Annotated in this window: 25 protein-coding genes; 11 read left to right on the plus strand and 14 right to left on the minus strand. The window is 63.2% G+C overall.

The genetic code is table 11. The annotated features are described in order from the left end of the window. Positions 1-159: 159 nt before the first annotated feature. From ftsY to rpoH, 4 genes are all read left to right on the plus strand, one after another. A complete protein-coding gene (ftsY, locus tag AB1N67_RS01490; protein ID WP_102081425.1) occupies positions 160-1,668 on the plus strand; it encodes a signal recognition particle-docking protein FtsY in 1,509 nt (502 codons plus the stop codon). Beyond that, positions 1,665-2,336, plus strand: a complete 672-nt coding sequence (gene ftsE / locus AB1N67_RS01495; protein WP_043208636.1) for a cell division ATP-binding protein FtsE — start codon at positions 1,665-1,667, stop codon at positions 2,334-2,336. Before ftsY ends, ftsE begins: the two co-directional genes overlap by 4 nt. Beyond that, positions 2,333-3,358, plus strand: a complete 1,026-nt coding sequence (gene ftsX / locus AB1N67_RS01500; protein WP_043208634.1) for a permease-like cell division protein FtsX — start codon at positions 2,333-2,335, stop codon at positions 3,356-3,358. The genes ftsE and ftsX overlap by 4 nt, the downstream gene beginning before the upstream one ends. A 112-nt stretch (positions 3,359-3,470) precedes the next feature. After that, positions 3,471-4,325, plus strand: coding sequence for an RNA polymerase sigma factor RpoH (rpoH, locus tag AB1N67_RS01505; protein WP_043208632.1), 855 nt, complete (start codon positions 3,471-3,473; stop codon positions 4,323-4,325). A 96-nt stretch (positions 4,326-4,421) separates the two neighbouring features. Here the strand turns inward: rpoH and mtgA are convergent, their stop codons facing one another. Then, positions 4,422-5,120, minus strand: coding sequence for a monofunctional biosynthetic peptidoglycan transglycosylase (gene mtgA, locus AB1N67_RS01510; protein ID WP_043208711.1), 699 nt, complete (start codon positions 5,118-5,120; stop codon positions 4,422-4,424). A gap of 64 nt (positions 5,121-5,184) precedes the next feature. On the opposite strand from mtgA, the gene AB1N67_RS01515 reads away from it, so the two are divergent. The 5 genes from AB1N67_RS01515 to AB1N67_RS01535 all read left to right on the plus strand — a co-directional run bounded on the left by AB1N67_RS01515 (position 5,185) and on the right by AB1N67_RS01535 (position 9,003). Continuing rightward, entirely contained in the window at positions 5,185-5,556 is a 372-nt protein-coding gene (locus AB1N67_RS01515; protein ID WP_043208631.1) for a DUF423 domain-containing protein, read from the plus strand. 103 nt (positions 5,557-5,659) lie between these two features. After that, the gene (thiS, locus tag AB1N67_RS01520) at positions 5,660-5,860 is read left to right on the plus strand and encodes a sulfur carrier protein ThiS (RefSeq protein ID WP_028689131.1); all 201 of its coding nucleotides are present in this window, start codon (positions 5,660-5,662) and stop codon (positions 5,858-5,860) included. A 52-nt stretch (positions 5,861-5,912) separates the two neighbouring features. Next, complete coding sequence (locus AB1N67_RS01525) at positions 5,913-6,707, plus strand: thiazole synthase (protein WP_043208630.1); 795 nt, start codon at positions 5,913-5,915, stop codon at positions 6,705-6,707. Positions 6,708-6,716: 9 nt separating this feature from the next. Next, a complete protein-coding gene (gene trmB / locus AB1N67_RS01530) occupies positions 6,717-7,439 on the plus strand; it encodes a tRNA (guanosine(46)-N7)-methyltransferase TrmB (protein WP_102081426.1) in 723 nt (240 codons plus the stop codon). A 157-nt stretch (positions 7,440-7,596) separates the two neighbouring features. Beyond that, on the plus strand, positions 7,597-9,003 hold the full coding sequence (locus AB1N67_RS01535; RefSeq protein ID WP_102081427.1) for a trypsin-like peptidase domain-containing protein: 1,407 nt from the start codon (positions 7,597-7,599) through the stop codon (positions 9,001-9,003). A gap of 45 nt (positions 9,004-9,048) precedes the next feature. Here AB1N67_RS01535 and AB1N67_RS01540 read toward each other — a convergent pair whose 3' ends face one another. The 9 genes from AB1N67_RS01540 to AB1N67_RS01580 form a co-directional block, all read right to left on the minus strand. Continuing rightward, positions 9,049-9,375, minus strand: a complete 327-nt coding sequence (locus tag AB1N67_RS01540; protein ID WP_043208627.1) for a DUF3392 family protein — start codon at positions 9,373-9,375, stop codon at positions 9,049-9,051. A 9-nt stretch (positions 9,376-9,384) separates the two neighbouring features. After that, a complete protein-coding gene (gene hemW / locus AB1N67_RS01545; protein WP_102081428.1) occupies positions 9,385-10,572 on the minus strand; it encodes a radical SAM family heme chaperone HemW in 1,188 nt (395 codons plus the stop codon). Continuing rightward, entirely contained in the window at positions 10,569-11,165 is a 597-nt protein-coding gene (rdgB, locus tag AB1N67_RS01550; RefSeq protein WP_102081429.1) for an RdgB/HAM1 family non-canonical purine NTP pyrophosphatase, read from the minus strand. The genes hemW and rdgB overlap by 4 nt, the downstream gene beginning before the upstream one ends. Further along, positions 11,162-11,596 carry a DUF4426 domain-containing protein gene (locus AB1N67_RS01555; protein ID WP_043208621.1) on the minus strand — a complete coding sequence of 145 codons (435 nt, stop codon included), beginning with the start codon at positions 11,594-11,596 and terminating at the stop codon, positions 11,162-11,164. Before AB1N67_RS01555 ends, rdgB begins: the two co-directional genes overlap by 4 nt. Positions 11,597-11,627: 31 nt before the next feature. Beyond that, entirely contained in the window at positions 11,628-12,248 is a 621-nt protein-coding gene (gene metW, locus AB1N67_RS01560; protein ID WP_043208620.1) for a methionine biosynthesis protein MetW, read from the minus strand. A 7-nt stretch (positions 12,249-12,255) separates the two neighbouring features. Beyond that, the gene (locus AB1N67_RS01565; RefSeq protein WP_070571721.1) at positions 12,256-13,395 is read right to left on the minus strand and encodes a homoserine O-acetyltransferase; all 1,140 of its coding nucleotides are present in this window, start codon (positions 13,393-13,395) and stop codon (positions 12,256-12,258) included. 87 nt (positions 13,396-13,482) lie between these two features. Then, on the minus strand, positions 13,483-14,070 hold the full coding sequence (locus AB1N67_RS01570; RefSeq protein ID WP_043208615.1) for a YggT family protein: 588 nt from the start codon (positions 14,068-14,070) through the stop codon (positions 13,483-13,485). Between the two features lie 10 nt (positions 14,071-14,080). Continuing rightward, positions 14,081-14,899 (minus strand): pyrroline-5-carboxylate reductase, encoded by an 819-nt coding sequence (proC, locus tag AB1N67_RS01575; RefSeq protein ID WP_043208613.1) that lies wholly within the window; start codon positions 14,897-14,899, stop codon positions 14,081-14,083. 38 nt (positions 14,900-14,937) lie between these two features. Beyond that, positions 14,938-15,624: a YggS family pyridoxal phosphate-dependent enzyme gene (locus AB1N67_RS01580; RefSeq protein WP_043208611.1), complete on the minus strand. Its 687-nt coding sequence runs from the start codon at positions 15,622-15,624 to the stop codon at positions 14,938-14,940. A gap of 66 nt (positions 15,625-15,690) precedes the next feature. Here AB1N67_RS01580 and AB1N67_RS01585 point away from each other — a divergent pair, with 66 nt between their 5' ends. Beyond that, on the plus strand, positions 15,691-16,689 hold the full coding sequence (locus AB1N67_RS01585; protein ID WP_336202454.1) for a PilT/PilU family type 4a pilus ATPase: 999 nt from the start codon (positions 15,691-15,693) through the stop codon (positions 16,687-16,689). Between the two features lie 163 nt (positions 16,690-16,852). Here the strand turns inward: AB1N67_RS01585 and AB1N67_RS01590 are convergent, their stop codons facing one another. Further along, a complete protein-coding gene (locus tag AB1N67_RS01590; RefSeq protein WP_043208607.1) occupies positions 16,853-17,482 on the minus strand; it encodes a C40 family peptidase in 630 nt (209 codons plus the stop codon). Between the two features lie 167 nt (positions 17,483-17,649). Between AB1N67_RS01590 and AB1N67_RS01595 the strand changes: the two genes are divergently transcribed. Beyond that, positions 17,650-18,066 (plus strand): TM2 domain-containing protein, encoded by a 417-nt coding sequence (locus AB1N67_RS01595; RefSeq protein WP_043208605.1) that lies wholly within the window; start codon positions 17,650-17,652, stop codon positions 18,064-18,066. Positions 18,067-18,109: 43 nt separating this feature from the next. Here AB1N67_RS01595 and AB1N67_RS01600 read toward each other — a convergent pair whose 3' ends face one another. The 3 genes from AB1N67_RS01600 to AB1N67_RS01610 all read right to left on the minus strand — a co-directional run bounded on the left by AB1N67_RS01600 (position 18,110) and on the right by AB1N67_RS01610 (position 22,966). Then, complete coding sequence (locus tag AB1N67_RS01600; protein WP_043208603.1) at positions 18,110-18,817, minus strand: SPOR domain-containing protein; 708 nt, start codon at positions 18,815-18,817, stop codon at positions 18,110-18,112. Position 18,818: 1 nt separating this feature from the next. Further along, positions 18,819-20,555: an arginine--tRNA ligase gene (gene argS, locus AB1N67_RS01605; RefSeq protein WP_043208601.1), complete on the minus strand. Its 1,737-nt coding sequence runs from the start codon at positions 20,553-20,555 to the stop codon at positions 18,819-18,821. A 191-nt stretch (positions 20,556-20,746) separates the two neighbouring features. Continuing rightward, positions 20,747-22,966 carry a primosomal protein N' gene (locus AB1N67_RS01610; protein ID WP_102081431.1) on the minus strand — a complete coding sequence of 740 codons (2,220 nt, stop codon included), beginning with the start codon at positions 22,964-22,966 and terminating at the stop codon, positions 20,747-20,749. Between the last annotated feature and the right edge of the window lie 137 nt (positions 22,967-23,103).

The raw sequence follows: 23,103 nt of genomic DNA on the forward strand, positions 1-23,103 counted from the left end.
CGGTTGCCTGGCGACCATGCCTGTCGCCGTTCTGGCCTGCGGGCCTGACGACAAAATATTGCGCATGAACCAGCCGGATTCAAAATAGTCTGTTCTGCGTTTAGAGAATTCCCGATGCGCCGCTGATGGCCCATCGCTACCCTGAGATAGCCGTCTTCCATGTTTGGTTCCAACGACGACAAAAAAGCGCCGGCCGAGGCTGGCGAAAAGAAAGGCCTGTTCAGCTGGTTTCGCAAGAAGCCGCAGCAACCTGTCGCCGAACAGCCGCAAACCCCTGAACCGCAAACCGTAGAACCGGTCGCGCCGCAGGCCCCCGTAGAGCAGCCCGAGGTTGTTCCGGCCGAGCCGGTGGCCCCGGTCATTGCAGCGCCGACCCCAGAGCCGGTCGCGTCCGAGCCATTGCAGGCCCCGCAGCCTGAGCCGATCGCGTCCATGCCGCTGCAGGCGCCTGCTCCGGAGCCGGTCGCCTCCACGCCTGTACAGGCTGTGCCGCCAGTGGTCGCGCCTGCAGCGCCGGTGAGCAATCTGGTGCTGCCGGTGGCTGAGGAACCCGTGGCCTTGGTCCCGGATCTGGAGCCCAAGGCCCCGCCGGTCATACCTGAGCGTCCAGTGGTCGAGATGGCCCCGGTGGCCACTCCCGAGGCGCCCAAGGCACCCGTCGAGCCAGCACCGACACCGCGTGACCCCGCACCCGAGCCGGCCGAGGCTCCCGCGCCGGCTGTCGCCGAACCCGCCAAGCCCGGCTTCTTCGCCCGCCTCAAGCAGGGCCTGTCCAAGACCAGCGCCAGCATCGGCGAAGGCATGGCCAGCCTGTTCCTGGGCAAGAAGGCCATCGACGACGACCTGCTCGACGAGATCGAGACCCGTCTGCTGACCGCCGACGTTGGCGTCGAAGCCACGTCGGTCATCGTCCAGAACCTGACGCAGAAGGTCGCTCGCAAGCAGTTGGCCGACGCCGATGCCCTGTACAAGTCGCTGCAGGAAGAACTGGCTGCCCTGCTGCGCCCGGTCGAGCAACCGCTGAAAGTCCAGGTCCAGAACAAGCCGTACGTGATCCTGGTCGTGGGCGTCAACGGCGCCGGCAAGACCACCACCATCGGCAAGCTGGCCAAGAAACTGCAACTCGAAGGCAAGAAGGTCATGCTGGCCGCTGGCGATACCTTCCGCGCAGCAGCGGTGGAGCAGTTGCAGGTGTGGGGCGAGCGCAACCAGATTCCGGTCATCGCCCAGCACACCGGTGCGGATTCCGCCTCGGTGATCTTCGACGCCGTGCAGGCCGCCAAGGCACGGGGCGTCGATGTACTGATCGCCGATACCGCCGGTCGCCTGCACACCAAGGACAACCTGATGGAAGAGCTCAAGAAGGTCCGTCGGGTCATCGGCAAGCTCGACGCCGAGGCGCCCCACGAGGTGCTGCTGGTGCTCGATGCCGGCACCGGCCAGAACGCCATCAGCCAAGCCAAGTACTTCAACCAGAGCGTCGAGCTGACAGGCCTCGCCCTGACCAAGCTGGACGGCACCGCCAAGGGCGGGGTGATCTTCGCCCTGGCCAAGCAATTCAACCTGCCGATCCGCTTCATCGGTGTCGGCGAGGGCATCGATGACCTGCGCACCTTCGAGGCCGAGCCGTTCGTCAAAGCCCTGTTTGCCGAGCGGGAGCACCCATGATCCGATTCGAACAGGTTGCCAAGCGCTATCCCAATGGCCATGTCGGCTTGCATGAGCTGAGCTTCCGGGCGCGTCGGGGCGAGTTCCTGTTCGTCACCGGGCACTCGGGCGCGGGCAAGAGCACCTTGCTGCGCTTGCTGTTGGCCATGGAGCGTCCGACCAGCGGCAAGCTGCTGTTGGCTGGGCAGGACCTGGGGCAGATCAGCAATGCGCAGATCCCGTTCCTGCGCCGGCAGATCGGCGTGGTGTTCCAGAACCACCAACTGCTGTTCGATCGCACCGTCTTCAACAACATCGCCCTGCCGTTGCAGATTCTCGGGCTGTCCAAACCCGAGATCGCCAAGCGCGTGGACTCGGCCCTGGAGCGTGTGTCCCTGAGCGACAAGGGCGAGCTGTTCCCAGCCGACCTGTCCACGGGCCAGCAGCAGCGGGTGGGTATCGCCCGTGCCATCGTTCACCAGCCGGCCTTGCTGCTGGCAGACGAACCTACCGGTAACCTGGACCCGCGCCTGGCCGCGGAAATCATGGGCGTGTTCGAGGACATCAACCGCCTGGGGACCACCGTATTGATCGCCAGTCACGACCTGGCGCTGATCGCGCGCATGCGGCACCGCATGCTGACTCTGCAGCGCGGTCGTCTGATCGGCGATGGGGAGGCCGGGCAATGACCACTACACGTACGCCTAAGGTATCCGAGCGTGTCGCGCCGAAGGCTGCCGATCCGCAGCCATCCAAGCAGCGCGGCGGCCACGATGACGATGGCCCGGATTTTCGCAGCCTGCTGCACGCCTGGCTGGAGAGCCACCGCGCCAGCCTGATCGACAGCTTGCGCCGCCTGGGCAAGCAGCCGATCGGCAGTTTCTTCACCTGCCTGGTGATGGCCGTGGCCCTGAGCATGCCCATGGGGTTGTCGTTGCTGCTCAAGAACGTCGAGAAGCTCGGCGGTTCCTGGCAGCGCGCCGCGCAGATCTCCCTGTACCTCAAGCTCGATGCCGGCAGCCGTGAAGGTGAAGCGCTGCGCGACGAGATCAAAGGCATGCCCGGTGTGGCCGATGCCCAGTACGTCAGCCGCGAGCAGGCGCTGGAGGAATTCCAGCAGCAGTCCGGTTTGGGCGAGGCCCTGCGCGAGCTGCCGGACAACCCGCTGCCTGGCGTTGTGGTGGTGACGCCGACAGAGGTCGACAAGCCGGCCTTGGAGGCCCTGCGCCAACGGCTGTCGGAGCTGCCGCGAGTCGAAGTGGCGCAGCTGGATCTGGTCTGGGTCGAGCGCCTGGCGGCGATCCTCAAGTTGGGCGATCGATTCGTCTTCGGCTTGGCTGTTTTGCTGATTTCGGCCCTGCTGTTAGTAATCGGTAACACAATTCGTCTACATATCGAGAACCGCCGCATCGAGATCGAAGTGATCAAGCTGGTGGGCGGTACCGACAGCTATGTGCGCCGGCCCTTCCTCTACATGGGCGCGCTCTACGGCCTGGGTGCCGGCGTGTTGGCGTGGGGGATCCTGGCGTTCTCGCTGGACTGGCTCAACGATGCGGTCGTGGACCTTTCCGGGCTGTACGGGAGCGACTTCGCCCTGGCAGGTGTGCCAGGGTCTGATGGACTTTCGCTCTTGATCGGTGCTGTACTGTTGGGGTATATCGGTGCGTGGATCGCGGTCGCTCGTCACCTGAACGAGCTGGCACCACGATAATGTTTTTACGCCAGCATTGACTTTTCTACCGTTCTGGGAACTTGTTTCGTGGTTTCCGGTCAATGTTGGCAGTGCCCACAAGGCGCGAGTTTAGTAAGTCGGAGGTTCTTGAATGACCAATTCGTTGCAACCTGCATATGCCCTGGTTCCCGGTGCAAACCTGGAAGCCTATGTGCACACGGTCAACAGCATTCCCCTGCTGACGGCCGAGCAGGAGCGTGAACTGGCCGAGCGTCTCTACTACGAGCAGGATCTTGAGGCCGCTCGGCAAATGGTGATGGCCCACCTGCGTTTCGTCGTACATATCGCTCGCAGCTATGCTGGCTACGGGCTGGCCCAGGCCGACCTGATCCAGGAAGGCAATGTTGGCCTGATGAAGGCGGTAAAGCGTTTCAACCCGGAAATGGGCGTGCGTCTGGTGTCCTTTGCGGTGCACTGGATCAAGGCCGAGATCCATGAGTTCATTCTGCGCAACTGGCGCATCGTCAAGGTGGCCACCACCAAGGCCCAGCGCAAGCTGTTCTTCAACCTGCGCAGCCAGAAGAAGCGTCTGGCCTGGCTGAACAATGAAGAAGTCCATCGAGTGGCCGAGAGCCTGGGTGTCGAACCCCGTGAAGTGCGCGAGATGGAGAGCCGCTTGAGTGGCCAGGACATGGCTTTCGACCCGGCGGCCGAAGCTGACGACGACAGCGCCTTCCAGTCGCCCGCGCATTATCTGGAAGATCACCGCTACGACCCGGCCGTACAGCTGGAAGACGCAGACTGGAGCGACAACTCCACCAGCAACCTGCACGTTGCGTTGCAGGGTCTTGATGAGCGCAGCCGTGACATCCTCTATCAGCGTTGGCTGGCCGAGGAAAAGGCAACGCTGCATGAGTTGGCGGACAAATACAGTGTTTCGGCCGAGCGGATTCGCCAGCTGGAAAAGAACGCAATGAACAAGGTCAAGGCGCTGATCACGATCTGATCAAGACCTGGCCATACACGAAAAGCCGCTTGCCTTTGGGCAAGCGGCTTTTCTTTTGGCTTCATGAAGGGGGCAAGCTGTCCTCGCTGTGGGCACTCAAGGACGCAGTTGCATCAAGTAGCTCGGCCCACCCAGCTGGCTCATCTGCCGGCGAATCCACCCAGCGCGGCTGGCGACATAGGCGCTGGGCCGGCTAGCGCTCCATTTCAGCGGACTGGGCAGTACGGCGGCCAGTTGAGCGGCCTGCTGGCGGGAAAGACGGCTGGCATCGACGCCAAAGTGGTAGCGGGCGGCGGCCTGTGCCCCGAACACACCCTTGCCCCATTCAGCGCTGTTCAAATAGACCTCGAGAATCCGCTCCTTCGACCAGAACAGCTCGATCAACCCGGTGAACCAGGCCTCCAGGCCTTTGCGCAGCCAGCTGCGACCGGACCAGAGGAACAGGTTCTTGGCGACCTGCTGGGTCAGGGTGCTGGCCCCCCGGATCTTGCCGCCGCGTTCGTTGTAGGCCAGTGCAGCCTGGATCGCCGGCAGGTCGAAGCCCCAATGGCTGGCGAACTTCTGGTCCTCGCCAGCAATGACCGCGACTTTGAGGTCGTCGGAGATCCGCTCCCAAGGCGTCCATTCACGTTGCAAGTCGATCGGCTCGCCGTTGATCCAGGATTGCACCTTGCGCTCGACCATCAGCGCCGTGCCCGGTGGCGGTATCCAGCGCAGGGCCAGCACCACGACGATGCTGCCGGCGGCGAACCAGAGCAGGGCGCGGGCGAGGCGACGGATTAGGGATGACAGCATGGTGATGGCTTGGCCGGACCGTTGGAACGGGCCATTATACAGACCCCTTTCGAGGAGTCGTCCCATGCTTCGCAGCTTCCTGATGCTCGCCGCTTTCTTCGGCTTCACCGGGGTCGGTTTGGGCGCCTTCGCCGCCCACGGCCTGAAGAACCGCCTGACGGCCGACTACCTGGCGATCTTTCACACCGGCGTGACCTACCAGTTGGTGCATGCCTTGGCGCTGTTCGGCGTCGCGCTGCTGTCTGTGCACCTACCGGGTCGGTTAATCGGCTGGGCCGGTGGCCTGTTCGCCGTCGGAATCTTGCTGTTCTCCGGTAGTTTGTACGTGCTGACCCTCAGTGGCCTGGGCAAGCTTGGCATCATCACGCCCATCGGCGGGCTGTGCTTTCTGGCCGGTTGGTTGTGCCTGGGTCTGGCGGCCTGGCGCCTGAGCTGACCAAGTGGTCCACAATCGCGACTAATGGCGTTGGCTGGCCTTGGGTTGAAGTGCGGATCAGGGCTAGAATGCCGACCCCCAAAGCACAATGGTGGCCGTGCGCATGCGCATTCAACTGAACGGTGAACCTTACGAATTGCCCGATGGCGAGAGCGTCGCTGCCCTGCTGGGCCGGCTGGAGCTCGCTGGTCGCCGAGTGGCGGTGGAACTGAACCTGGATATCGTCCCGCGTAGCCAGCATGAAAGCACGCGGCTCAGTGAAGGCGACCAGGTCGAAGTGGTCCATGCCATCGGTGGCGGCTGATCCGCCCGGTGATTCACCTGCAAGTCCCGTAACCTTTTCCCGAGGATCCACGATGAGCAACGTTCGTAGCGACAAGCCCTTCACCCTGGCCGGGCGCACTTTCCAGTCGCGCCTGCTGGTTGGCACCGGCAAGTACCGTGACATGGAAGAAACCCGCCTGGCCATCGAGGCCTCGGGTGCCGAAATCGTCACCGTTGCCGTGCGCCGTACCAACATCGGCCAGAACCCGGGCGAGCCGAACCTGCTCGACGTGCTGCCTCCCGATCGCTACACCATCCTGCCGAACACCGCCGGTTGCTACGACGCGGTCGAGGCAGTGCGCACCTGCCGCCTGGCCCGAGAACTGCTCGATGGCCACAATCTGGTGAAGCTGGAAGTCCTGGCCGACCAGAAAACCTTGTTCCCCAACGTGATCGAGACCCTCAAGGCCGCCGAAGTGCTGGTCAAGGACGGTTTCGACGTGATGGTCTACACCAGCGACGATCCGATCATCGCCCGCCAGTTGGCTGAAGCCGGCTGCATCGCGGTGATGCCGCTGGCAGGTCTGATCGGCACTGGCCTGGGTATCTGCAACCCCTACAACCTGCAAATCATCCTGGAAGAGTCCAAGGTACCGGTGCTGGTCGATGCGGGCGTGGGTACGGCCTCTGACGCGACCATCGCCATGGAAATGGGATGTGAGGCAGTGCTGATGAACTCGGCCATCGCTCATGCCCAGCAACCGGTGCTGATGGCCGAAGCCATGAAGCACGCAATCGTCGCCGGTCGCATGGCCTACCTGGCCGGGCGCATGCCGAAAAAACTCTATGCCAGCGCCTCGTCGCCGCTGGAAGGTCTGATCAAGTAAGAGCCTCTGATGACTGAATCGCAAGAAACGCCGATTACCACCGACGGCGAAGCGCGCCCACACCGCCGCATCAAGAGCTTCGTGATGCGCGCCGGGCGCATGACTGAAGGCCAGCAGCGTGGTCTGGAACAGGGCGGTCCGCTGTTCATCCTGCCCCTGGCCGATAGCCCGGTGGACTACGACCAGGTGTTTGCGCGCTCGGCGCCGCGTACCCTGGAGATCGGCTTTGGCATGGGCCATTCCCTGCTGGAAATGGCCGCTGCCTCGCCTGAGCAGGACTTCATCGGTGTCGAAGTACACCGTCCTGGTGTCGGTGCACTGCTCAACGGTGTGCTCACTCAGGGCCTGAAGAACCTGCGTGTGTATGATTGTGACGCCATCGAAGTGCTCAACCGCTGCGTGGCCGACAACAGCCTCGACCGCTTGATGCTGTTCTTCCCGGACCCATGGCACAAGGCGCGCCACCACAAGCGCCGTATTGTCCAACCGGAGTTCGCTGAGCTCGTGCGTCGCAAGCTCAAGGTGGGTGGTGTGTTCCATATGGCTACCGACTGGGAGCCCTATGCCGAGCATATGCTGGAGGTGATGAGCGTCGCCCCGGGCTACCGCAACCAGGCCGCCGACGGGACTTACGTGCCGCGCCCAGAGGAACGCCCGATCACCAAGTTCGAGCGCCGTGGCGAGCGACTGGGGCATGGGGTGTGGGATTTGAAGTTCGAAAAGCTGGCCTGATCCTTCAGAGGAGCGCCGCACGCCTTCTCTTACCTGTCTGTTGCTTGACCATCCTGCTTTGGTAGGTGCGTAGCGCATGATATGTCACCGCAGCTCATGCGCTATGTGAGCCTCCTGACCTCGGGTAACGACGCCCGGAGACGCCAGGAGGCTCAATATGTACACACAGCGCTATCTCTCATCATTGCTGCGTTCGCTGTTGGTCGGTGCCCTGCTGGGCGTTCCGACGCTGGTCATCGCTGAATCCGCTGCCGTTGGGGGCGGGCTGGATACCTCTGCCATTGCGATGTACCAGCGCTCGCTCAGCGACAGTGGCCTGCATTTCGGTTTGCGCAAAGTCGAGAAGAGCACGGCGTTTCTGATCGACAGCGGCAACGACGCCGCGCCGGCCTTGCTGGTGGGCAGCGGGCATGCGGTGCTCGACGTGTTCGATCAGGTCGCTACGCAACTGACGGGGATCGGTCTGGTCAGATTCCGGGACCTTCCAGACGCAACCTTCGAGGTCGCCCACGTGCGATTTGCCTCGCGTCGAGGTCTGGACTTCGCCATTTTCGAGTTGCATCAGACGCAGGGCGCGCTCAAGGCATTGGGCATTACGCCTTTAGTTCTGGCTGGACGCAAGGCAGTTGATGGCGAAACGATCATTGCCGCGACGTGCCAGGGTAGTGTCAGTGGTGTCGCCAGCTGGCCGGAACAAGCATTGCCCTGGATCGACATGCAGACTGGCGAGGGAAGCTTGTTCCGACACCTTTTGATGTTGAACGACGTCAGCCTGCACGACGGGGACTCCGGTAGTCCGATCGTGGATGCCAGCAATCATAGTGTCTTGGCGGTCGTGCACAGCGTTGTGCCAGGCGGCGCCCATGCGTCAGATATGAGCTTCCTGCCGGCGTGCTTACGTCAGGGACGCTTCAGCGCTGAGGCCAAAGGTTGTGGATTGGACAATGTCTTCAATGTCGTGGTGGAAAAAGACGATGACGATCGTCTGATCTACAAGCCGTCCGATCAGGCGCCAATGCTCATTGATTCTTCGGTGTATTCGACGACTTCTCTGTACCAGGCCAAGCTTGCGCAGTGGCCGGAGCAGTGCGAGGAATCGAGTGGGTATGGCGCGCCACAGGCATCGGGCGTTGCGCTGAATCTACACTTGGAGGGATTCACTCTTTCACCAACCAATCCCACGGTGCTGGCGTTGTGCATTTGGGGGCGTGAGGCTAGTGCTCCCGAGCCTGCTAGCCGTAACGCTGTGGCTCTGCCGGTGGTAGTGCTCCAGCCGGGGCCGGCCGCGCAGCCGGAGCTGAAAATCAGCGCACCTTACTATGATCATCACGGGCGCAAGGCCTACCGAGTGCGTTTTCCCTCCAGGCACCTCTTGTTCCGAAGGGTGGAATTCAAGCTGGGCCCTTGGCAGGGCACTGATTGCGCGAACCTTCAGAACTACGGTGATTTACCCGCTACGGCAACGGGAAAGATCGTGGTCGGGCAGGATACACGGCTGTGTGCAGTGGGCATTGATCATGCCGGGCAGCGCTCTGTACCCATAGAGGTACGGTTGCAACCCTGATTTGAATGGGGGCGCAAGCAGGCCTGCCGCCGCGCACCCGTTCATTTACCCCCGTCGATCAGCCACCACGCCGATCAATACCAGTACCACCAGCAATACCGGCGCCAGGGCATAGTTGTTGAACTGGGCCAAGCCCTTCACCACCCACGGCGTTGCGTAGATCAGCGCCGCGCCGCTGCCGATCATCACCAGCAATGCCATGAAGGGGACGCGAAGGGCGCCGGCCAGGCCGCCCAGGCGTTGCTCCACCCAACCCTTGATGTCGGTGCCAAACAGCACCAGCATGCAGCCTACCAAGGCCAGGGAAATCTCCGACAGGTTGCTGCGGCTCCAGCGGGAGACGGTCGCGAGCAGGTCAAGTACCAAATCCATGGGTCATCCTTAGGTCAAGAAATACTGCAACAGGTCGTTGAGGAACAACTGGCCGCGTGGTGTGGCCACCAATCGATCCGGTTCGACCTGCAAAAGGCCCTTTCGTTCTGCCTCGCGCCGGGCCTCTGCCAGCTGCGACAGGGGCAAGCCGGTACGCTGGGTGAATAGGTCGGCTTCCACACCCTGGGTCAGGCGCAGGGCGTTCATCAGGAACTCGAACGGCAACTCCTGCGCGGGCAGGAGCTTTTCGCCGGCCTTGAACGGCTTGGCCAGGTTCAGGTAGTCCTTGGGCAGGCGGGTCTTCCAGGTGCGCAGGATGCGGCCGTCGGCAAAGGTCAGTTTGCCGTGGGCCCCGGCACCGATGCCGATGAAGTCGCCGAAACGCCAATAGTTGAGGTTGTGGCGCGCGGCCCGGCCCGGCTGCGCATACGCCGAGACCTCGTACTGCTGGAAGCCGTTCGCCGCCATCAGGGCCTGGCCGGCTTCCTGGATGTCCCAGAGAATGTCGTCTTCGGGCAGCTCCGGCGGCTGGTTCCAGAACACCGTGTTCGGCTCCACCGTCAGCTGGTACCAGGACAGGTGCGTCGGCGCCAACTCGATGGCCTGGCGCAGGTCGGCCAAGGCGTCGTCCAGGGACTGGTCGGGCAGGCCGTGCATGAGGTCCATGTTGAAGTTGTCGAAGCCGGCTGCGCGTGCCATGTCCGCGGCGCGGATCGCCTCGTCGCCGTTGTGTATACGCCCCAGGGCCTGGAGCTTGGCGGGCTGGAAGCTCTGTACGCCGATGGACAAGCGATTGATGCCGGTTTGCCGGTACGCCTTGAATTTCTCTTGCTCGAAGGTCCCTGGGTTGGCTTCCAGAGTGATTTCGATGTCGACGGCGAACGGGATGCGCTGCTCCACGCCGCGCAGCAAACGCCCCAAAGCCTTGGCGCTGAACAGGCTTGGAGTGCCGCCGCCGAAGAAGATCGAGCTGATGGGGCGTCCCTGGACCGCAGCCATCTCCTGATCCAGGTCGGTCAGCAGCGCATCGACGTACGCCTCTTCCGGCAGATCAGGCCCGGCAGCGTGAGAATTGAAGTCGCAATAAGGGCATTTGCGCACGCACCAGGGAATATGGATATACAAGGCCAGAGGTGGGAGTGCGGCGAAACCTGCCGCGCCGCAATGGCGCAGCTGGGTGGACAACGTTTCGGTCATGCCAGGCCCAGACGTTGACGCAGCAGGGCCATGGCGCGGGCGCGGTGGCTGAGCTGGTTCTTTTCGACAGGGCTGAGGTCGGCGCTGGAGCACTTGCGCTCCGGGACCCAGAACAACGGGTCGTAGCCAAACCCGTGCTCGCCGCTGGCCTCGAACAAGATGCTGCCATGCCACAACCCTTCGCACAGAATCGGCAGCGGGTCATCGGCGTGACGCACCAGGGCCAGCACGCAGACGAACTGCGCGCCGCGCTCTTCGGCGGGTACATCCTGGAGTGCTTGGAGCAGCTTGGCGTTGTTCGCCGCATCGCCCTTGCCGTCGGCATAGCGCGCCGAGTAGATGCCCGGTGCGCCGCCCAGAGCGTCCACTGCCAGGCCCGAATCGTCGGCCAGGGCCGGCAGGCCGGAGATACGAGAAGCGTTGCGTGCCTTGAGGATGGCGTTCTCGACGAACGACAGGCCGGTCTCCTCCGGTTCGACCTGGCTGAATTCGCCGATCGAACGCAGTTGCACGGACTCGCCGAGCATGGCCTGGAGTTCCTTGAGTTTGCCGGCGTTGTGGCTGGCCAATACGAGCTGTTGGAAATTCATCATTCGCCTGGGAACACTTCCTGGTTGAAGCTGAGTTTGTGGCTGACGCCGCCGGTCTCGACGTTCAGGTCGAAGGTCAGGGTTTCTGCCTGGTCAATCTTGAACTGGGCGATGTAGTAGACCGCGCCCTGGTCGGTGATCTGCTTGAACGACAACGGGCTGCTACGCCCGGTGAGGTCCTTTACGGTGCCACTGACCACCGCCATGCCTGGCTTGCCGGCCTTGAGCACGGCGATATTGAGCACGCCTTGATTCTTGCTGCGGGTCAGGCCCGTGGCCGCGGCCACATCCGGTTGCAGCATGCTTGAGGTGAAGGCGCTGTAGTGGACCGTCACGTCGCCGAAGACTTCCTTGCGTTCCGGCCTGGCGGGGTCTGCAGCCAGAACTGGCAAGGCCAGGCACAGGCTGATCAAGAAAAGTGCAAGGCGACGCATGGTGCGATCCTCCAGTGGGATGGGCTCGATGTCAGACCGCGACCTGATGTTCCTGCAGGCCTCGGCTGCTGACGCGATAGATACCGATTTCTCCTAGAAGATTAGGCCAAAGCCGGCCTGCCCACCCATTACGGTGCAGACGGTCGACCGCCAGGCGGTCGATCACCTTGGCGCGACGTTCGTGGCACAGGTCCTCGAAGTCGGCGAAGGTACAGAAGTGGATGTTTGGCGTGTTGTACCAGGTGTACGGCATGAAGTCCGAGACGGGCATGTGGCCCTTGGTCGCCAGGTACCAGCGGCAACGCCAGTGGCCGAAGTTGGGGAAGGTGATGATGCACTCGCGGCCCACCCGCAGCATTTCGTCCAGGATGCGGTCAGGGTATTCCACGGCCTGCAGGGCCTGGGTCATGACCACCACGTCGAAGCTGTTGCTGGCGAAGTTGCCCAGGCCTTTGTCCAGGTCCTGCTCGATGACGTTGACACCTTTGGCCACACAGGCGGCGATGTTGTCGGCGTCGATCTCCAGCCCGTAGCCGGTGACGTTCTTGCGATCGCGCAACGAGGCCAGCAGCTCGCCGTTGCCGCAGCCCAGGTCGAGTACCCGGCTGCCGGCGGGGATCCAGTCGTGGATGATTTCCAGGTCGGCTCTCATGCTGTCCTCAGATGGCGATGCGGTTCATGTAGTTCGCGAAACCTTGCATGTAGCGAGGCGTGGGGATCAGGAAGGCATCGTGCCCGTAAGGTGAGTCGATCTCCAGGTAGCAGACGTTCTTGCGCGCGGCCATCAGTGCATCGACGATTTCTCGAGAACGCGCCGGCGAGAAGCGCCAGTCGGTGGTGAACGACATGATGCAGTAGTCCGCCGTGACATGCTCCAGCGTTGCCGCCAGGTCCCCTCCGTGGGTGGCGGCCGGGTCGAAGTAGTCCAGCGCCTTGGTCATCAGCAGGTAGGTATTGGCATCGAAGCGCCCGGAGAACTCCTCGCCCTGATAGCGCAGGTAGCTCTCGACCTGGAACTCGACGCTGTGGAAGTCATAGTTGAGCTTGTCGCTTTTGAGTTCGCGACCGAATTTCTCGCCCATCGAATCATCGGACAGGTAGGTGATGTGGCCCACCATGCGCGCCAGCATCAGGCCGCGCTTGGGCACCACGCCCTTGTCCTGGAACGAGCCGCCGTGGAACTCAGGGTCGGTGAGGATGGCCTGGCGGGCGACTTCGTTGAAGGCGATGTTCTGTGCCGAGAGCTTGGGCGCCGAGGCAATGTCCACGCAGTGGCGTACTCGGTCCGGGTAGCTGATGGTCCATTGCAGGGCCTGCATGCCGCCCAGGCTGCCGCCGACCACCGCCGCCCACTGCTGGATGCCGAGGCGATCGGCGAACCGCGCCTGGCTGTGTACCCAGTCTTCGACGGTCAGGACCGGGAAGTCGGCGCCATAGGGCTTGCCGGTGGCAGGGTTGACGCTGCTCGGCCCCGTACTGCCGTTGCAGCCGCCGAGGTTGTTCAGGCTGACCACGAAGAAGCGATTGGTATCGATCGGCTTGCCGGGGCCGATGCAGCTGTCCCACCAGCCGGGCTTTCGGTCGGTGGGGGCGTGATAGCCTGCGGCATGATGATGGCCGGAGAGCGCATGGCAGATCAGCACGGCATTGCTGGCGGTGCTGTTGAGGGTGCCATAGGTCTCGTAGATCAGCTCGTAGCTGGCCAGCGAACGGCCACAGGCCAACGCCAGCGGCTCATCGAACCGGGCAATTTGCGGTGTTACCAGACCAACGGAATCTTCGGGAAAGACAGTGGACATCGACCCTGCTCACGCTTGACGGAGGCGTAAGTCTAAAGAGCGCTATCCCCAGCGGCAAGCAAAGGCTTGCCGCTGGAAACACCAGGGTCAGATCATGCGCCAGAGGATCTCCGGCATGCCGACATATTCGGCAAGTACCGGCATGGCGTAGGACTGGATGACCTGGATCGCCAGGAAGGCGAAGATCGGCGAAATATCCAGCCCGCCCAGGTTAGGAATGAGCTTGCGGAACGGCGCCAGCACCGGCTCGCTGATCTGGTAGGCCAGTTCGGCGGCAGGGTTGTGGCTGTTGGGCGCGACCCACGAGACGATCACCATGACGATCATCGCCACCCAGAAGATCTTCAAAAACAGCGAGGTCACGCCGATGATCGCCCAGATCACCAGTTGCAGCGGGCTGTAGCTGTAGAGCACGAACATCATCACGAAGGCCATCAACAGCGCCTGGATGGCCACCGACAGCAGCAAGGACGAGGTGTCCAGGCCGCCGATGCTGGGGATGATGCGGCGCAGCGGCTTGAGCAGCGGCTGGGTGGCGCGCACCGCGAACTGGCTCAGGGGGTTGTAGAAGTCGGCCTTGACCAGTTGCAGCACGAAGCGCAGCAGGACGATCACCAGGTACAGGCTGACCAGGGTTTGCACCACGAAGATCATGGCGCCGGACAATGCATTCATCGACAGCTCCTTATTTGCCCAATTGCTCGGCCAGCTCGGCGGAACGTTTTGCCGCGGCCTCCAGTGCCTGCTCGACGAGCGCCTCGAAGCCGTTGCCCTGGAACGATTTGATCGCCGCTTCCGTGGTACCGGCTGGCGAGGTGACGCGCCGACGCAGCTCGGCGGCGTCCACGTCGCTGGAGACGGCCATGCGTGCGGCGCCCAGTGCGGTCTGCAAGGTCAACTGCGAGGCGGTTTCACGCGGCAGGCCAAGTTTTTCGCCGGCTGCGGTCATGGCTTCGATCAGCAGGAAGAAATAAGCCGGACCACTGCCGGAGACGGCGGTGACGGCATCGAGTTGCTGCTCCTGGTCCAGCCATAGGGCGGTGCCCACGGCGCGCAACAGTTGCTCGGCCTGCTGCCGCTGCTCGGCAGACACCTCGGCGGTGGCGTACAGGCCACTGGCGCCTTCGCGCAACAGGGCCGGAGTGTTGGGCATGCAGCGAACCACCGGGCGTGGGCCCAGCCAGGCTTGCAGGCTGGCGCAAGTGATGCCGGCGGCGATGGAAACGATCAGTTGACCTGGCGCCAGATTGGGCTGCAGAGCCTGGCACACGGCCTTCATGACCTGCGGCTTGACCGACAGGACGATCACATCCGCGTCGGCGATGGCCTGGGCGTTGTCTTCGAAGGCTTCGATGCCGTGCTCGGCCTGGATCTTGGCCCGGGTCTCGGCGCCCGGGTCGCTGGCGCGGATCTGCGCGGCGTCCAGACCCTGGGCACGCAGGCCGCCGATCAGGCTGGCGGCCATGTTGCCGGCGCCGATAAAGGCAATACGTGTCTTGCTCATGTCAGGTCCTTGAAGGAAAGAGTGAGTAAAGCATGGAATCAGGGGCGTCCGTAGTCGCGGGCACCGAACAGGGCGGTACCGATGCGCACCCAGGTCGCTCCCTGTGCAATGGCCGCTTCCAGGTCATGGCTCATGCCCATGGACAAGGTGTCCAGGCCCAGTCCAAGGCCCTCCTGCAACTGGCGCAGGGTGGCGAAGGCCGCTTCCTGGGCGACACGGTCCTCGGTGGGTTCGGGGATCGCCATCAAGCCCCGCAGACGCAGGCCGGGCAGACTGGCAATGGCACTGGCCAGGGCCGGCACATCGGCTGGCTGGCAGCCGGACTTGCTGTCCTCGCCACTGACGTTCACCTGCAGGCAGACATTCAGCGGTGCCAGGTCGGCAGGGCGTTGTTCGGACAGGCGTTGGGCGATCTTCAGACGGTCCACGGAATGTACCCAGTCGAAATGTTCGGCGATTGAACGGGTCTTGTTCGACTGGATGGGGCCGATGAAGTGCCAGGTCAAGGGCAGGTCGCGTAATTCTTCCTGCTTGGCCAAGGCTTCCTGGAGGTAGTTTTCGCCGACGTGGAGCACGCCAGCGGCGTGGGCTTCGCGCACGGCATTGGCGGGTTTGGTCTTGCTCACCGCCAGCAGTTGAATGCTGGCCGGGTCGCGTCCGGCAGCCTTGGCCGCGCTGTCGATGCGAGCGGCGAGGGCGGACAGGTTGTCTGCTATGGTGGACATGGAATCGATGCCGACGGCTCAGTGGTCTGCGGCATTCTACCTGCTTGATGGCCTTTGGGGAGTCTCATGGATGTGACCGACCTGTTGGCCCGGGCCGTGGCTGCGGGCGCTTGCGACCTGCACCTGGCGACGGGCGAAGTACCGGTGCTGCGCCTGGACGGCGAGCTGCAGCGCCTGGATCTGCCGCCTCTGGCGGCTGCGACCCTGAACGATGGCTTTGCTCCGCTGCTCGATGAAGTCCAGCGCCGCCAGTGGGCGCAGGGCGATGAGTTGGATATTGCCTTGACACTGCCAGGCGCCGTGCGCGTGCGTGCGAACCTCTATCGCCAGCATCGTGGGCCAGGCGTGAGCCTGCGACTGCTGCCGGCTCGCATTCCCAGCCTCGATGAGCTGGGCCTGGAGGAAGTGTTTCAAGCGATTGCCCAGTGGCGCGATGGCCTCGTGCTGGTCGGCGGGCCGACAGGCAGCGGCAAGTCATCGACCCTGGCGGCTCTGATCGATCAGCTCAATCGAACGCAGGCGCTGCACATCGTCACCCTCGAAGACCCCATCGAAGTTATCCACAGCGGCCAGCGCAGTCTGGTCAACCAGCGCGAGATCGGCCGCGACTGCCGAAATTTTGCCCAAGGCCTGCGCAGTGCATTGCGCCAGGATCCGGATGTAGTCGTGATCGGCGAGCTGCGTGATCTGGAAACCATCCGCCTGGCCTTGCGCGCTGCGGAAACGGGGCACCTGGTGTTGGCGACGGTGCATACCCGCTCGGCGGTGAACAGCATCGACCGCCTGGTGGAGGTGTTTGCGCCAGAGGAAAAGGCTCTGGTGCGGGGCATGCTGGCGGAGTCGCTGCGCATGGTGGTGGCGCAGACATTGATCAGACGATTGGATGGCGGGCGTGTGGCGGCCAGGGAAGTGCTGGTGGCTACGCCCGCCGTACGCAACCTGATCCGTGAAGGTCGCATGGCGCAGTTGCATTCAGTGATGCAGACCGGAGCGGCGGCGGGGATGAGGACGATGGAGATGGCGATGCAGCAATTGCAGGGGGCGGGGCTGATCGCGTCAGGCTGAGGTTGGATCTTCGGCCCATTCGCGGATAAAACCGCCTCCACCCACCGCGCGGAGCTGGGATTGGCGCGGTTCTTGTGGGAGCGGGTTCACCGGCGAATGGGCCGAGCAGCAGTCCCGGTGATGTCAGGCAGTTCGAAGAACCTGGGCTCCACCGAGGGGCAGGTCAGCGTTTGGCCAGGGCCAGGGTCTGCTGTTCTTTAGGCAGCACGCGCTTGGCCACCACGTAGTGCTTCTGCCAGTACGGCTTGCTCAGGGTGTCGATGCTAACCCGCTTGCCGGTGCGTGGCGCATGGATGAAGCGGTCATTGCCCAGGTAGATGGCGACGTGGTTGACCCGGCGGCTCTTGATGTTGAAGAAGATCAGGTCGCCAGGCTTGAGGTCGCTTTTTGCGACTTTGACGCCGTGCCCTTTGGCCATGGCATTGGAGGTGCGCGGCAGGTCGACGTCGGCGACATCGGTGAAGGCGTACTTGACCAGGCCGCTGCAGTCGAAGCCCTTGCTCGGGCTGCTGCCGCCCCAACGATAGGGCGTGCCCAGTACATTCACTGCGCGGCTGAGCACGTTGCTGCTCTGCTTGGCCGACATGGCCACGACGGGCAGATTGCTCGAAGCCTTGGCGGCATTGCTTGGGCGGGCGCGCAAGGTGCTGTATTTGACCGGCGCGTGTTTCACCGAGGCGTTGGTGGTATAGCCGGTGAAACCATTGGGAAGACGTTGCTCACGATTGGTGGCGTGGGCGGCCAGGGGCAACAATAGGCAGAGGGTCAGCCATGTCTTGAACAGAGGCGGCATAGTTGAAGCTCTTTTTAGGTATGTGTTGGCTGTGGCGCGCAACTCTATAACAGCTTCGGGTGATTTTTTGCTCCGTTGGTCGATTGCGCGGGTACCATACGTCGGCTTCCCACGGAAAAGTCACATTTTCCGTTAGAAAATTTTTTGCTAACCCACGGAGGACAAGCATGAACGGTTATCAACAGGGTGGGCTGCACGACACCCACAGCAAGGTCCTTGGCTACCTCTTGTGGATCTTCGGTTTCACCGGCTCGCACCGCTTCTACTACGGCAAGCCGATCACCGGGACGATCTGGTTCTTCACCCTGGGGTTACTCGGTATCGGCTGGCTGATCGACCTGTTCCTGATTCCGTCGATGGACCGTGAGGCGGACATGCGCTTTCAGTCCGGTCGCGTGGACTACAACCTGGCCTGGATCTTCCTGACGTTCCTCGGGATCTTCGGCGTGCACCGGCTGTACCTGGGCAAGTGGATCAGCGCGTTGATCTATCTGCTCACCGGGGGCTTGTTCCTGATTGGTGTGCTGTACGATTTCTGGACCTTGAACAGCCAGATCTCCCAGGTCAACGCCCAGCGCCGCTGACAGAAAAAAGGCCTTGTCGCATCGAGCGGCAAGGCCTTTTTCGTTACTGGCGGGTCTGGCGCTGTTGCAGCAGCAGGTTGCTGAACCCTGCCCCGGCAAGCTGCTTCTGGGCGACCGTCAACTGCTCACGGTTGCTGAACGGGCCGACCAGGACGCGGTACCAGGTTTCATCTTTCACTGTCCCTGACTCCACCTTGACCGCTTGGCCAAGCAGGATGATTTGCGCACGAACCTTGTCGGCATCGGCCTGTTTGCGGAACGAGCCGGCCTGCAGGAAGAAGGTGGTAGTCGCCGCAGGCTTGATCACCGGAGGGGCGGGCGGAGGCGTCTGCCCCATCAGGGCGGCCTGGGCGCGCGCGGTATCGATCTTCGCAGCTTCCGCTGGCGTTACCGGCTTGACCGGCTGCACTGGCTGGGCCGGTACCGGTGGGGTTTTCTCCGGTACGGCCTCCGGCGGCACGATGACCTCTGACTCCGGCAGCAGGGTGTAGAAGTCGTACTTCGGCTTGACCGGCTGCTGTGTCGTCGGTGCGCTGGTCTTTCCGGCTTCGGCGACCTTGGCGGGTTTTTGCTGCTCAGGCTTGGCGCGCTTGATGTCTTCGCTGCCTGGCTCGAGCTTCATCAAAAAGACAACGAAAGCGCCTACGGTGAGGCCGACCGCCAGCCAGATCCAACCAGGAATCGGCTGTTTGGCCGGTGCCTGGTTGCGGCTGGCGCCACGCTTGGGTGCAGGTTTTTTCTTGGCAGCCAACTTACATGCGCTCCAGGGTTTCCAGGCCGAGCAGTTCCAGACCTTGCTTGAGCGTACGGCCGGTCAGAGCGGCCAGACGCAGACGGCTTTGCTGCTGTTCGGCGGTTTCGGCGGCGAGGATCGGGCAGTTCTCGTAGAAGCTGGAGAACAGGCCTGCGATGTCGTACAGGTAGCTGCACAGCACATGTGGGGTGCCCTTCTCGGCGACATTGTTGAGTACTTCACCGAACTGCGCCAGGCGAGCGGCCAGATCCTGCTCATGGGTCGCCTGCAGGACGATGTTGCCCTCGACTTCCTCGAAGCCCTTGCCCAGCTTGCGGAATACGCTGGCCACTCGGGTGTAGGCATACAGCAGGTAGGGTGCGGTGTTGCCGTCGAAGTTGAGCATCAGCTCGAAGTTGAAGCTGTAGTCGCTGGTGCGGTGCTTGGACAGGTCGGCGTACTTCACCGCGCCGATCCCGACCACTTCACCAATGTGGCGCAGTTCGTCTTCGGACAGGCTCGGATTCTTGTCCTTGACCAGTGCGTAGGCACGCTCCTTGGCCTCGGTCAGCAGGTCGATCAGTTTTACGGTGCCGCCGTCACGTGTCTTGAACGGGCGGCCGTCAGCGCCGTTCATGGTGCCGAAGCCCATGTGTTCCATCTGCATTGGGTGGCCGACGAAGCCTGCGCGGCGCGCGACTTCGAACACCTGGTTGAAGTGCAGGGCCTGGCGCTGGTCGACGAAGTACAGGGCACGGTCGGCCTTGAGGACGTTGCTGCGATAGCGGACGGCCGCCAGGTCGGTGGTGGCATAGAGGTAGCCGCCATCGGCCTTCTGCACGATCACCGGCAGCGGCTCGCCTTCGGCATTCTTGAATTCATCGAGGAACACGCACTGGGCGCCCTGATCCTCGACCAGCAGGCCCTTGGCCTTGAGGTCGGCGACCACGTTGGCCAGGTCGCCGTTGTAGGCGCTTTCGCCCATCACGTCGGCCATGGTCAGCTTGACGTTGAGCAGCTCGTAGGTCTTCTGGCAGTGGGACAGGGAGATGTCCTTGAAGCGGGTCCACAGGGCCATGCACTCAGGGTCGCCGGCTTGCAGCTTGACCACCAGGCCACGGGCGCGGGTGGCGAATTCCTCGGACTCGTCGAAGCGCTTTTTCGCCGCGCGGTAGAAGTTCTCCAGGTCCGACAGCTCGTCGCTGGTGATCGGGTTTTCTTCCAGGTAGGCCAGCAGCATGCCGAACTGGGTGCCCCAGTCGCCCACGTGGTTCTGGCGGATCACTTGGTCGCCGAGAAACTCCAGCACGCGTGCGACGCTGTCGCCGATGATGGTCGAGCGCAGGTGGCCGACGTGCATCTCTTTGGCCAGGTTCGGTGCCGACATGTCGATCACCACTTTCTCGCTAGGGCCGGCTTTGCGCACGCCCAGATGATCGTCTGCCAGGGCTGCGTCCAGGCGGTTGGCCAAGGCCTGGGTGTTCTGGAAGAAGTTCAAAAAGCCCGGGCCTGCAATCTCGACCTTGGTGATGTCGGCGCTGGCCGGCAGGGCGTCGATGAGCTTTTCAGCCAGGTCGCGCGGCTTCATGCCGGCCGGCTTGGCCAGCATCATGGCGATGTTGCTGGCGAAGTCGCCGTGGGTCTTGTCCCGGGCGTTTTCCACCTGGATCGCCGGCGTCAGTCCCTCAGGCAGCACGCCGTCGGTGACGAGTTGGGTGAGGGCTTGCTGGATGAGCTGGCGAATGGTGTCTTTCATGGCGTTCTCTTTTCGACCGCAAGCGCGGTGGGGCGCTTCGATGCGCAGGTGGAAAAACTGGGCATTATCCGTTCCCGGGGGCGTGTTGCCAACCTTTGAGCGGCAAGCTGGGTATGGAGCGGCAAGCTTCAAGCTTCAAGCTGCAAAAAAAGCGCAGCGTGCACGGCCTGCCCTTGCTTGTTGCTTGCAGCTCAATAAAGGTCGACCGGATCTACGTCCAGCGACCAGCGCACCTGGCGCCCGGATGGCATGTGTTCCAACACTAGCAACCAAGCGCTGATCAGTCGATGCAAGGGCGCCCGGGCATTGGCCTGGAGCAACAATTGCGCGCGGAAACGCCCCGCACGGCGCTCCATGGGCGCAGGTACCGGGCCGAGCAGCTCGATACCCTGCAGGTTCTGCTCGGCCAACAGCCGTTCAGCGGCGCTGCAGGCCTCGTCCAGAAAACCCTCGGCCTGGCCTGGCTTGTGCGCCTCGGCCCGGAGCAGGGCGAGGTGGGAGAAGGGCGGCAGGCCGGCCGCGCGGCGTTCGCTCAGGGCCTGCTCGGCAAAGGCGAAATACCCTTGCTCGGTCAGTTGCACCAGCAGCGGATGTTCGGCCAGGTGGGTCTGGATGATCACCTTGCCGGGCTCCTCTGCCCGACCAGCGCGGCCGGCGACCTGGACGATCAACTGCGCCATGCGTTCGCTGGCGCGGAAGTCCCCGGAGAACAGGCCGCCATCGGCGTCGAGGATGGCCACCAGGGTTACCCGGGGGAAGTGGTGACCCTTGGCCAGCATCTGGGTGCCGACCAGGATGCTCGGCTGTCCGCGCTGAATAGTGGTGAACAGGTTGTGCATCGCATCCTTGCGCGATGTGCTGTCGCGGTCGACCCGCAGGATGGGATAGTCCGGGAACAGCACCTTCAGACGCTCCTCGGCGCGCTCGGTACCCGCGCCCACCGGGCGCAGGTCGACATGGGCGCATTGCGGGCACTGGTGGGGCAGGCGTTCGTCGTGGCCGCAGTGGTGGCAGCGCAACACGCCGGAGCGCTGGTGCACCGTCATCCGGGCGTCGCAGCGGGGGCATTCGGACAGCCAGCCGCAATCGTGGCACAGCAGGGTCGGCGCGAAGCCGCGGCGATTGAGGAACACCAGCACTTGTTGGCCTGCTTCCAGGGTCTGGCGGATGGCCTGTTGCAGCGGGCCGCTGATGCCGCTGTCCAGCGGCAGGCTGCGTACGTCCAGGCGCAGGAAGCGCGGTGCGCGAGCGCCGCCGGCGCGTTGATTCATGCGCAGCAGGCCGTAGCGGCCGCTGTGGGCATTGTGCAGGCTTTCCAGCGAGGGGGTGGCCGAGCCCAGCAGGATCGGGATGTTCTCTTGGTGGGCGCGGACCACGGCCAGGTCCCGGGCGTGGTAGCGCAGGCCTTCCTGCTGTTTATAGGAGCCGTCGTGCTCCTCGTCGATGATGATCAGCCCGGGATTTTTCATCGGTGTGAACAGTGCCGAGCGGGTGCCGATGATGATATCGGCCTCGCCGTCGCGGGCGGCGAGCCAGGCATCCAGGCGTTCGCGATCACCGACCGCCGAATGCAGCAGGGCGATGCGAGCGTTGAAGCGTTGCTCGAAGCGCGCCAAGGTCTGCGGCCCAAGGTTGATTTCCGGAATCAGGATCAGTGCTTGTTTGCCGGCCTCGAGGGTTTCACGGATCAGTTGCAGGTAAACCTCGGTCTTGCCGCTACCGGTCACCCCCGCCAGCAAGAAGGCATGGAAGGCGCCGAAGCCCGAGCGCACGGCGTCGAATGCGGCCAGTTGCTCTTCGTTCAGGGGCAGCTCCGGCTGTGCCAGCCAGTGTTCGTGACGGGGCTGGGGCAAATGGCGGCGGACCTCTACCTGAACCAGTTCCTTGGCCAGCAGCAAATCGAGGCTGTCCTTGCTCAGGCCCAGCTTGGACAGCACGCTGTGGGCGACGCCGTGCGGATGCTGGGCCAGGGCCTTGAGGGCGTCACGCTGGCGGGGAGCGCGTGCGATACGCGGGTCTTCGAGGCGGGCGCCGGGAGCGACATGCCAAAAACGCTCTTGGCGCATCTCGGCCGGCTCGCCCTGGCGCAACAAGGTGGGCAAGGCCCAGTTCAAGGTGTCGCCGAGGCTGTGCTGGTAGTACTGCGCGGTCCACAGGCACAGCTTGAACAGTGCCGACGGCAGCGGTGAGACCGGATCGAGCAGGGCACTGGCGGGCTTGAGCTTGTCGGCGGGCACTTCGCTCTTGTCGCAGACCTCCACCAGTACGCCGATCATCTCCCGGCGGCCAAACGGCACGCGGATGCGCATGCCAGGCGTCAAGGCCTGGCGGGCCATGCTTGCTGGTGCCCTATAGTCGAACAGGCGACGCAAAGGCGAGGGCAGGGCTAGGCGCAGAATGACGTCGGACACGCGGGAGGTCTCTGGATGGCAGGTTTACAAGTTCCGCGAGCCTAGCAGACGACAGTCGGTGATCGCGACAACTTGCGCTGGCGCCTTGCTCTGGTATTATTCGCCGCCTAATTACGTGCGGTATTCAACAATTGGTG

The sequence above is a fragment of the Pseudomonas guariconensis genome, from assembly GCF_040822035.1.
GTDB classification, from domain to species: domain Bacteria; phylum Pseudomonadota; class Gammaproteobacteria; order Pseudomonadales; family Pseudomonadaceae; genus Aquipseudomonas; species Aquipseudomonas guariconensis.

Bases quoted from the DNA above. Each gene is read 5' to 3' on its own strand.
- AB1N67_RS01515 (WP_043208631.1), top strand. From the start codon at position 5,185: ATGCTTCGCAGCTTCCTGATGCTCGCCGCTTTCTTCGGCTTCACCGGG.
- AB1N67_RS01525 (WP_043208630.1), top strand. From the start codon at position 5,913: ATGAGCAACGTTCGTAGCGACAAGCCCTTCACCCTGGCCGGGCGCACT.
- thiS (WP_028689131.1), top strand. From the start codon at position 5,660: ATGCGCATTCAACTGAACGGTGAACCTTACGAATTGCCCGATGGCGAG.
- AB1N67_RS01570 (WP_043208615.1), bottom strand. From the start codon at position 14,070: ATGAATGCATTGTCCGGCGCCATGATCTTCGTGGTGCAAACCCTGGTC.
- rdgB (WP_102081429.1), bottom strand. From the start codon at position 11,165: ATGATGAATTTCCAACAGCTCGTATTGGCCAGCCACAACGCCGGCAAA.
- AB1N67_RS01535 (WP_102081427.1), top strand. From the start codon at position 7,597: ATGTACACACAGCGCTATCTCTCATCATTGCTGCGTTCGCTGTTGGTC.
- AB1N67_RS01555 (WP_043208621.1), bottom strand. From the start codon at position 11,596: ATGCGTCGCCTTGCACTTTTCTTGATCAGCCTGTGCCTGGCCTTGCCA.
- metW (WP_043208620.1), bottom strand. From the start codon at position 12,248: ATGAGAGCCGACCTGGAAATCATCCACGACTGGATCCCCGCCGGCAGC.
- rpoH (WP_043208632.1), top strand. From the start codon at position 3,471: ATGACCAATTCGTTGCAACCTGCATATGCCCTGGTTCCCGGTGCAAAC.
- argS (WP_043208601.1), bottom strand. From the start codon at position 20,555: ATGAAAGACACCATTCGCCAGCTCATCCAGCAAGCCCTCACCCAACTC.
- ftsX (WP_043208634.1), top strand. From the start codon at position 2,333: ATGACCACTACACGTACGCCTAAGGTATCCGAGCGTGTCGCGCCGAAG.
- AB1N67_RS01590 (WP_043208607.1), bottom strand. From the start codon at position 17,482: ATGCCGCCTCTGTTCAAGACATGGCTGACCCTCTGCCTATTGTTGCCC.
- AB1N67_RS01595 (WP_043208605.1), top strand. From the start codon at position 17,650: ATGAACGGTTATCAACAGGGTGGGCTGCACGACACCCACAGCAAGGTC.
- proC (WP_043208613.1), bottom strand. From the start codon at position 14,899: ATGAGCAAGACACGTATTGCCTTTATCGGCGCCGGCAACATGGCCGCC.
- AB1N67_RS01585 (WP_336202454.1), top strand. From the start codon at position 15,691: ATGGATGTGACCGACCTGTTGGCCCGGGCCGTGGCTGCGGGCGCTTGC.
- hemW (WP_102081428.1), bottom strand. From the start codon at position 10,572: ATGACCGAAACGTTGTCCACCCAGCTGCGCCATTGCGGCGCGGCAGGT.
- AB1N67_RS01565 (WP_070571721.1), bottom strand. From the start codon at position 13,395: ATGTCCACTGTCTTTCCCGAAGATTCCGTTGGTCTGGTAACACCGCAA.
- ftsY (WP_102081425.1), top strand. From the start codon at position 160: ATGTTTGGTTCCAACGACGACAAAAAAGCGCCGGCCGAGGCTGGCGAA.
- AB1N67_RS01540 (WP_043208627.1), bottom strand. From the start codon at position 9,375: ATGGATTTGGTACTTGACCTGCTCGCGACCGTCTCCCGCTGGAGCCGC.
- trmB (WP_102081426.1), top strand. From the start codon at position 6,717: ATGACTGAATCGCAAGAAACGCCGATTACCACCGACGGCGAAGCGCGC.
- AB1N67_RS01580 (WP_043208611.1), bottom strand. From the start codon at position 15,624: ATGTCCACCATAGCAGACAACCTGTCCGCCCTCGCCGCTCGCATCGAC.
- mtgA (WP_043208711.1), bottom strand. From the start codon at position 5,120: ATGCTGTCATCCCTAATCCGTCGCCTCGCCCGCGCCCTGCTCTGGTTC.
- ftsE (WP_043208636.1), top strand. From the start codon at position 1,665: ATGATCCGATTCGAACAGGTTGCCAAGCGCTATCCCAATGGCCATGTC.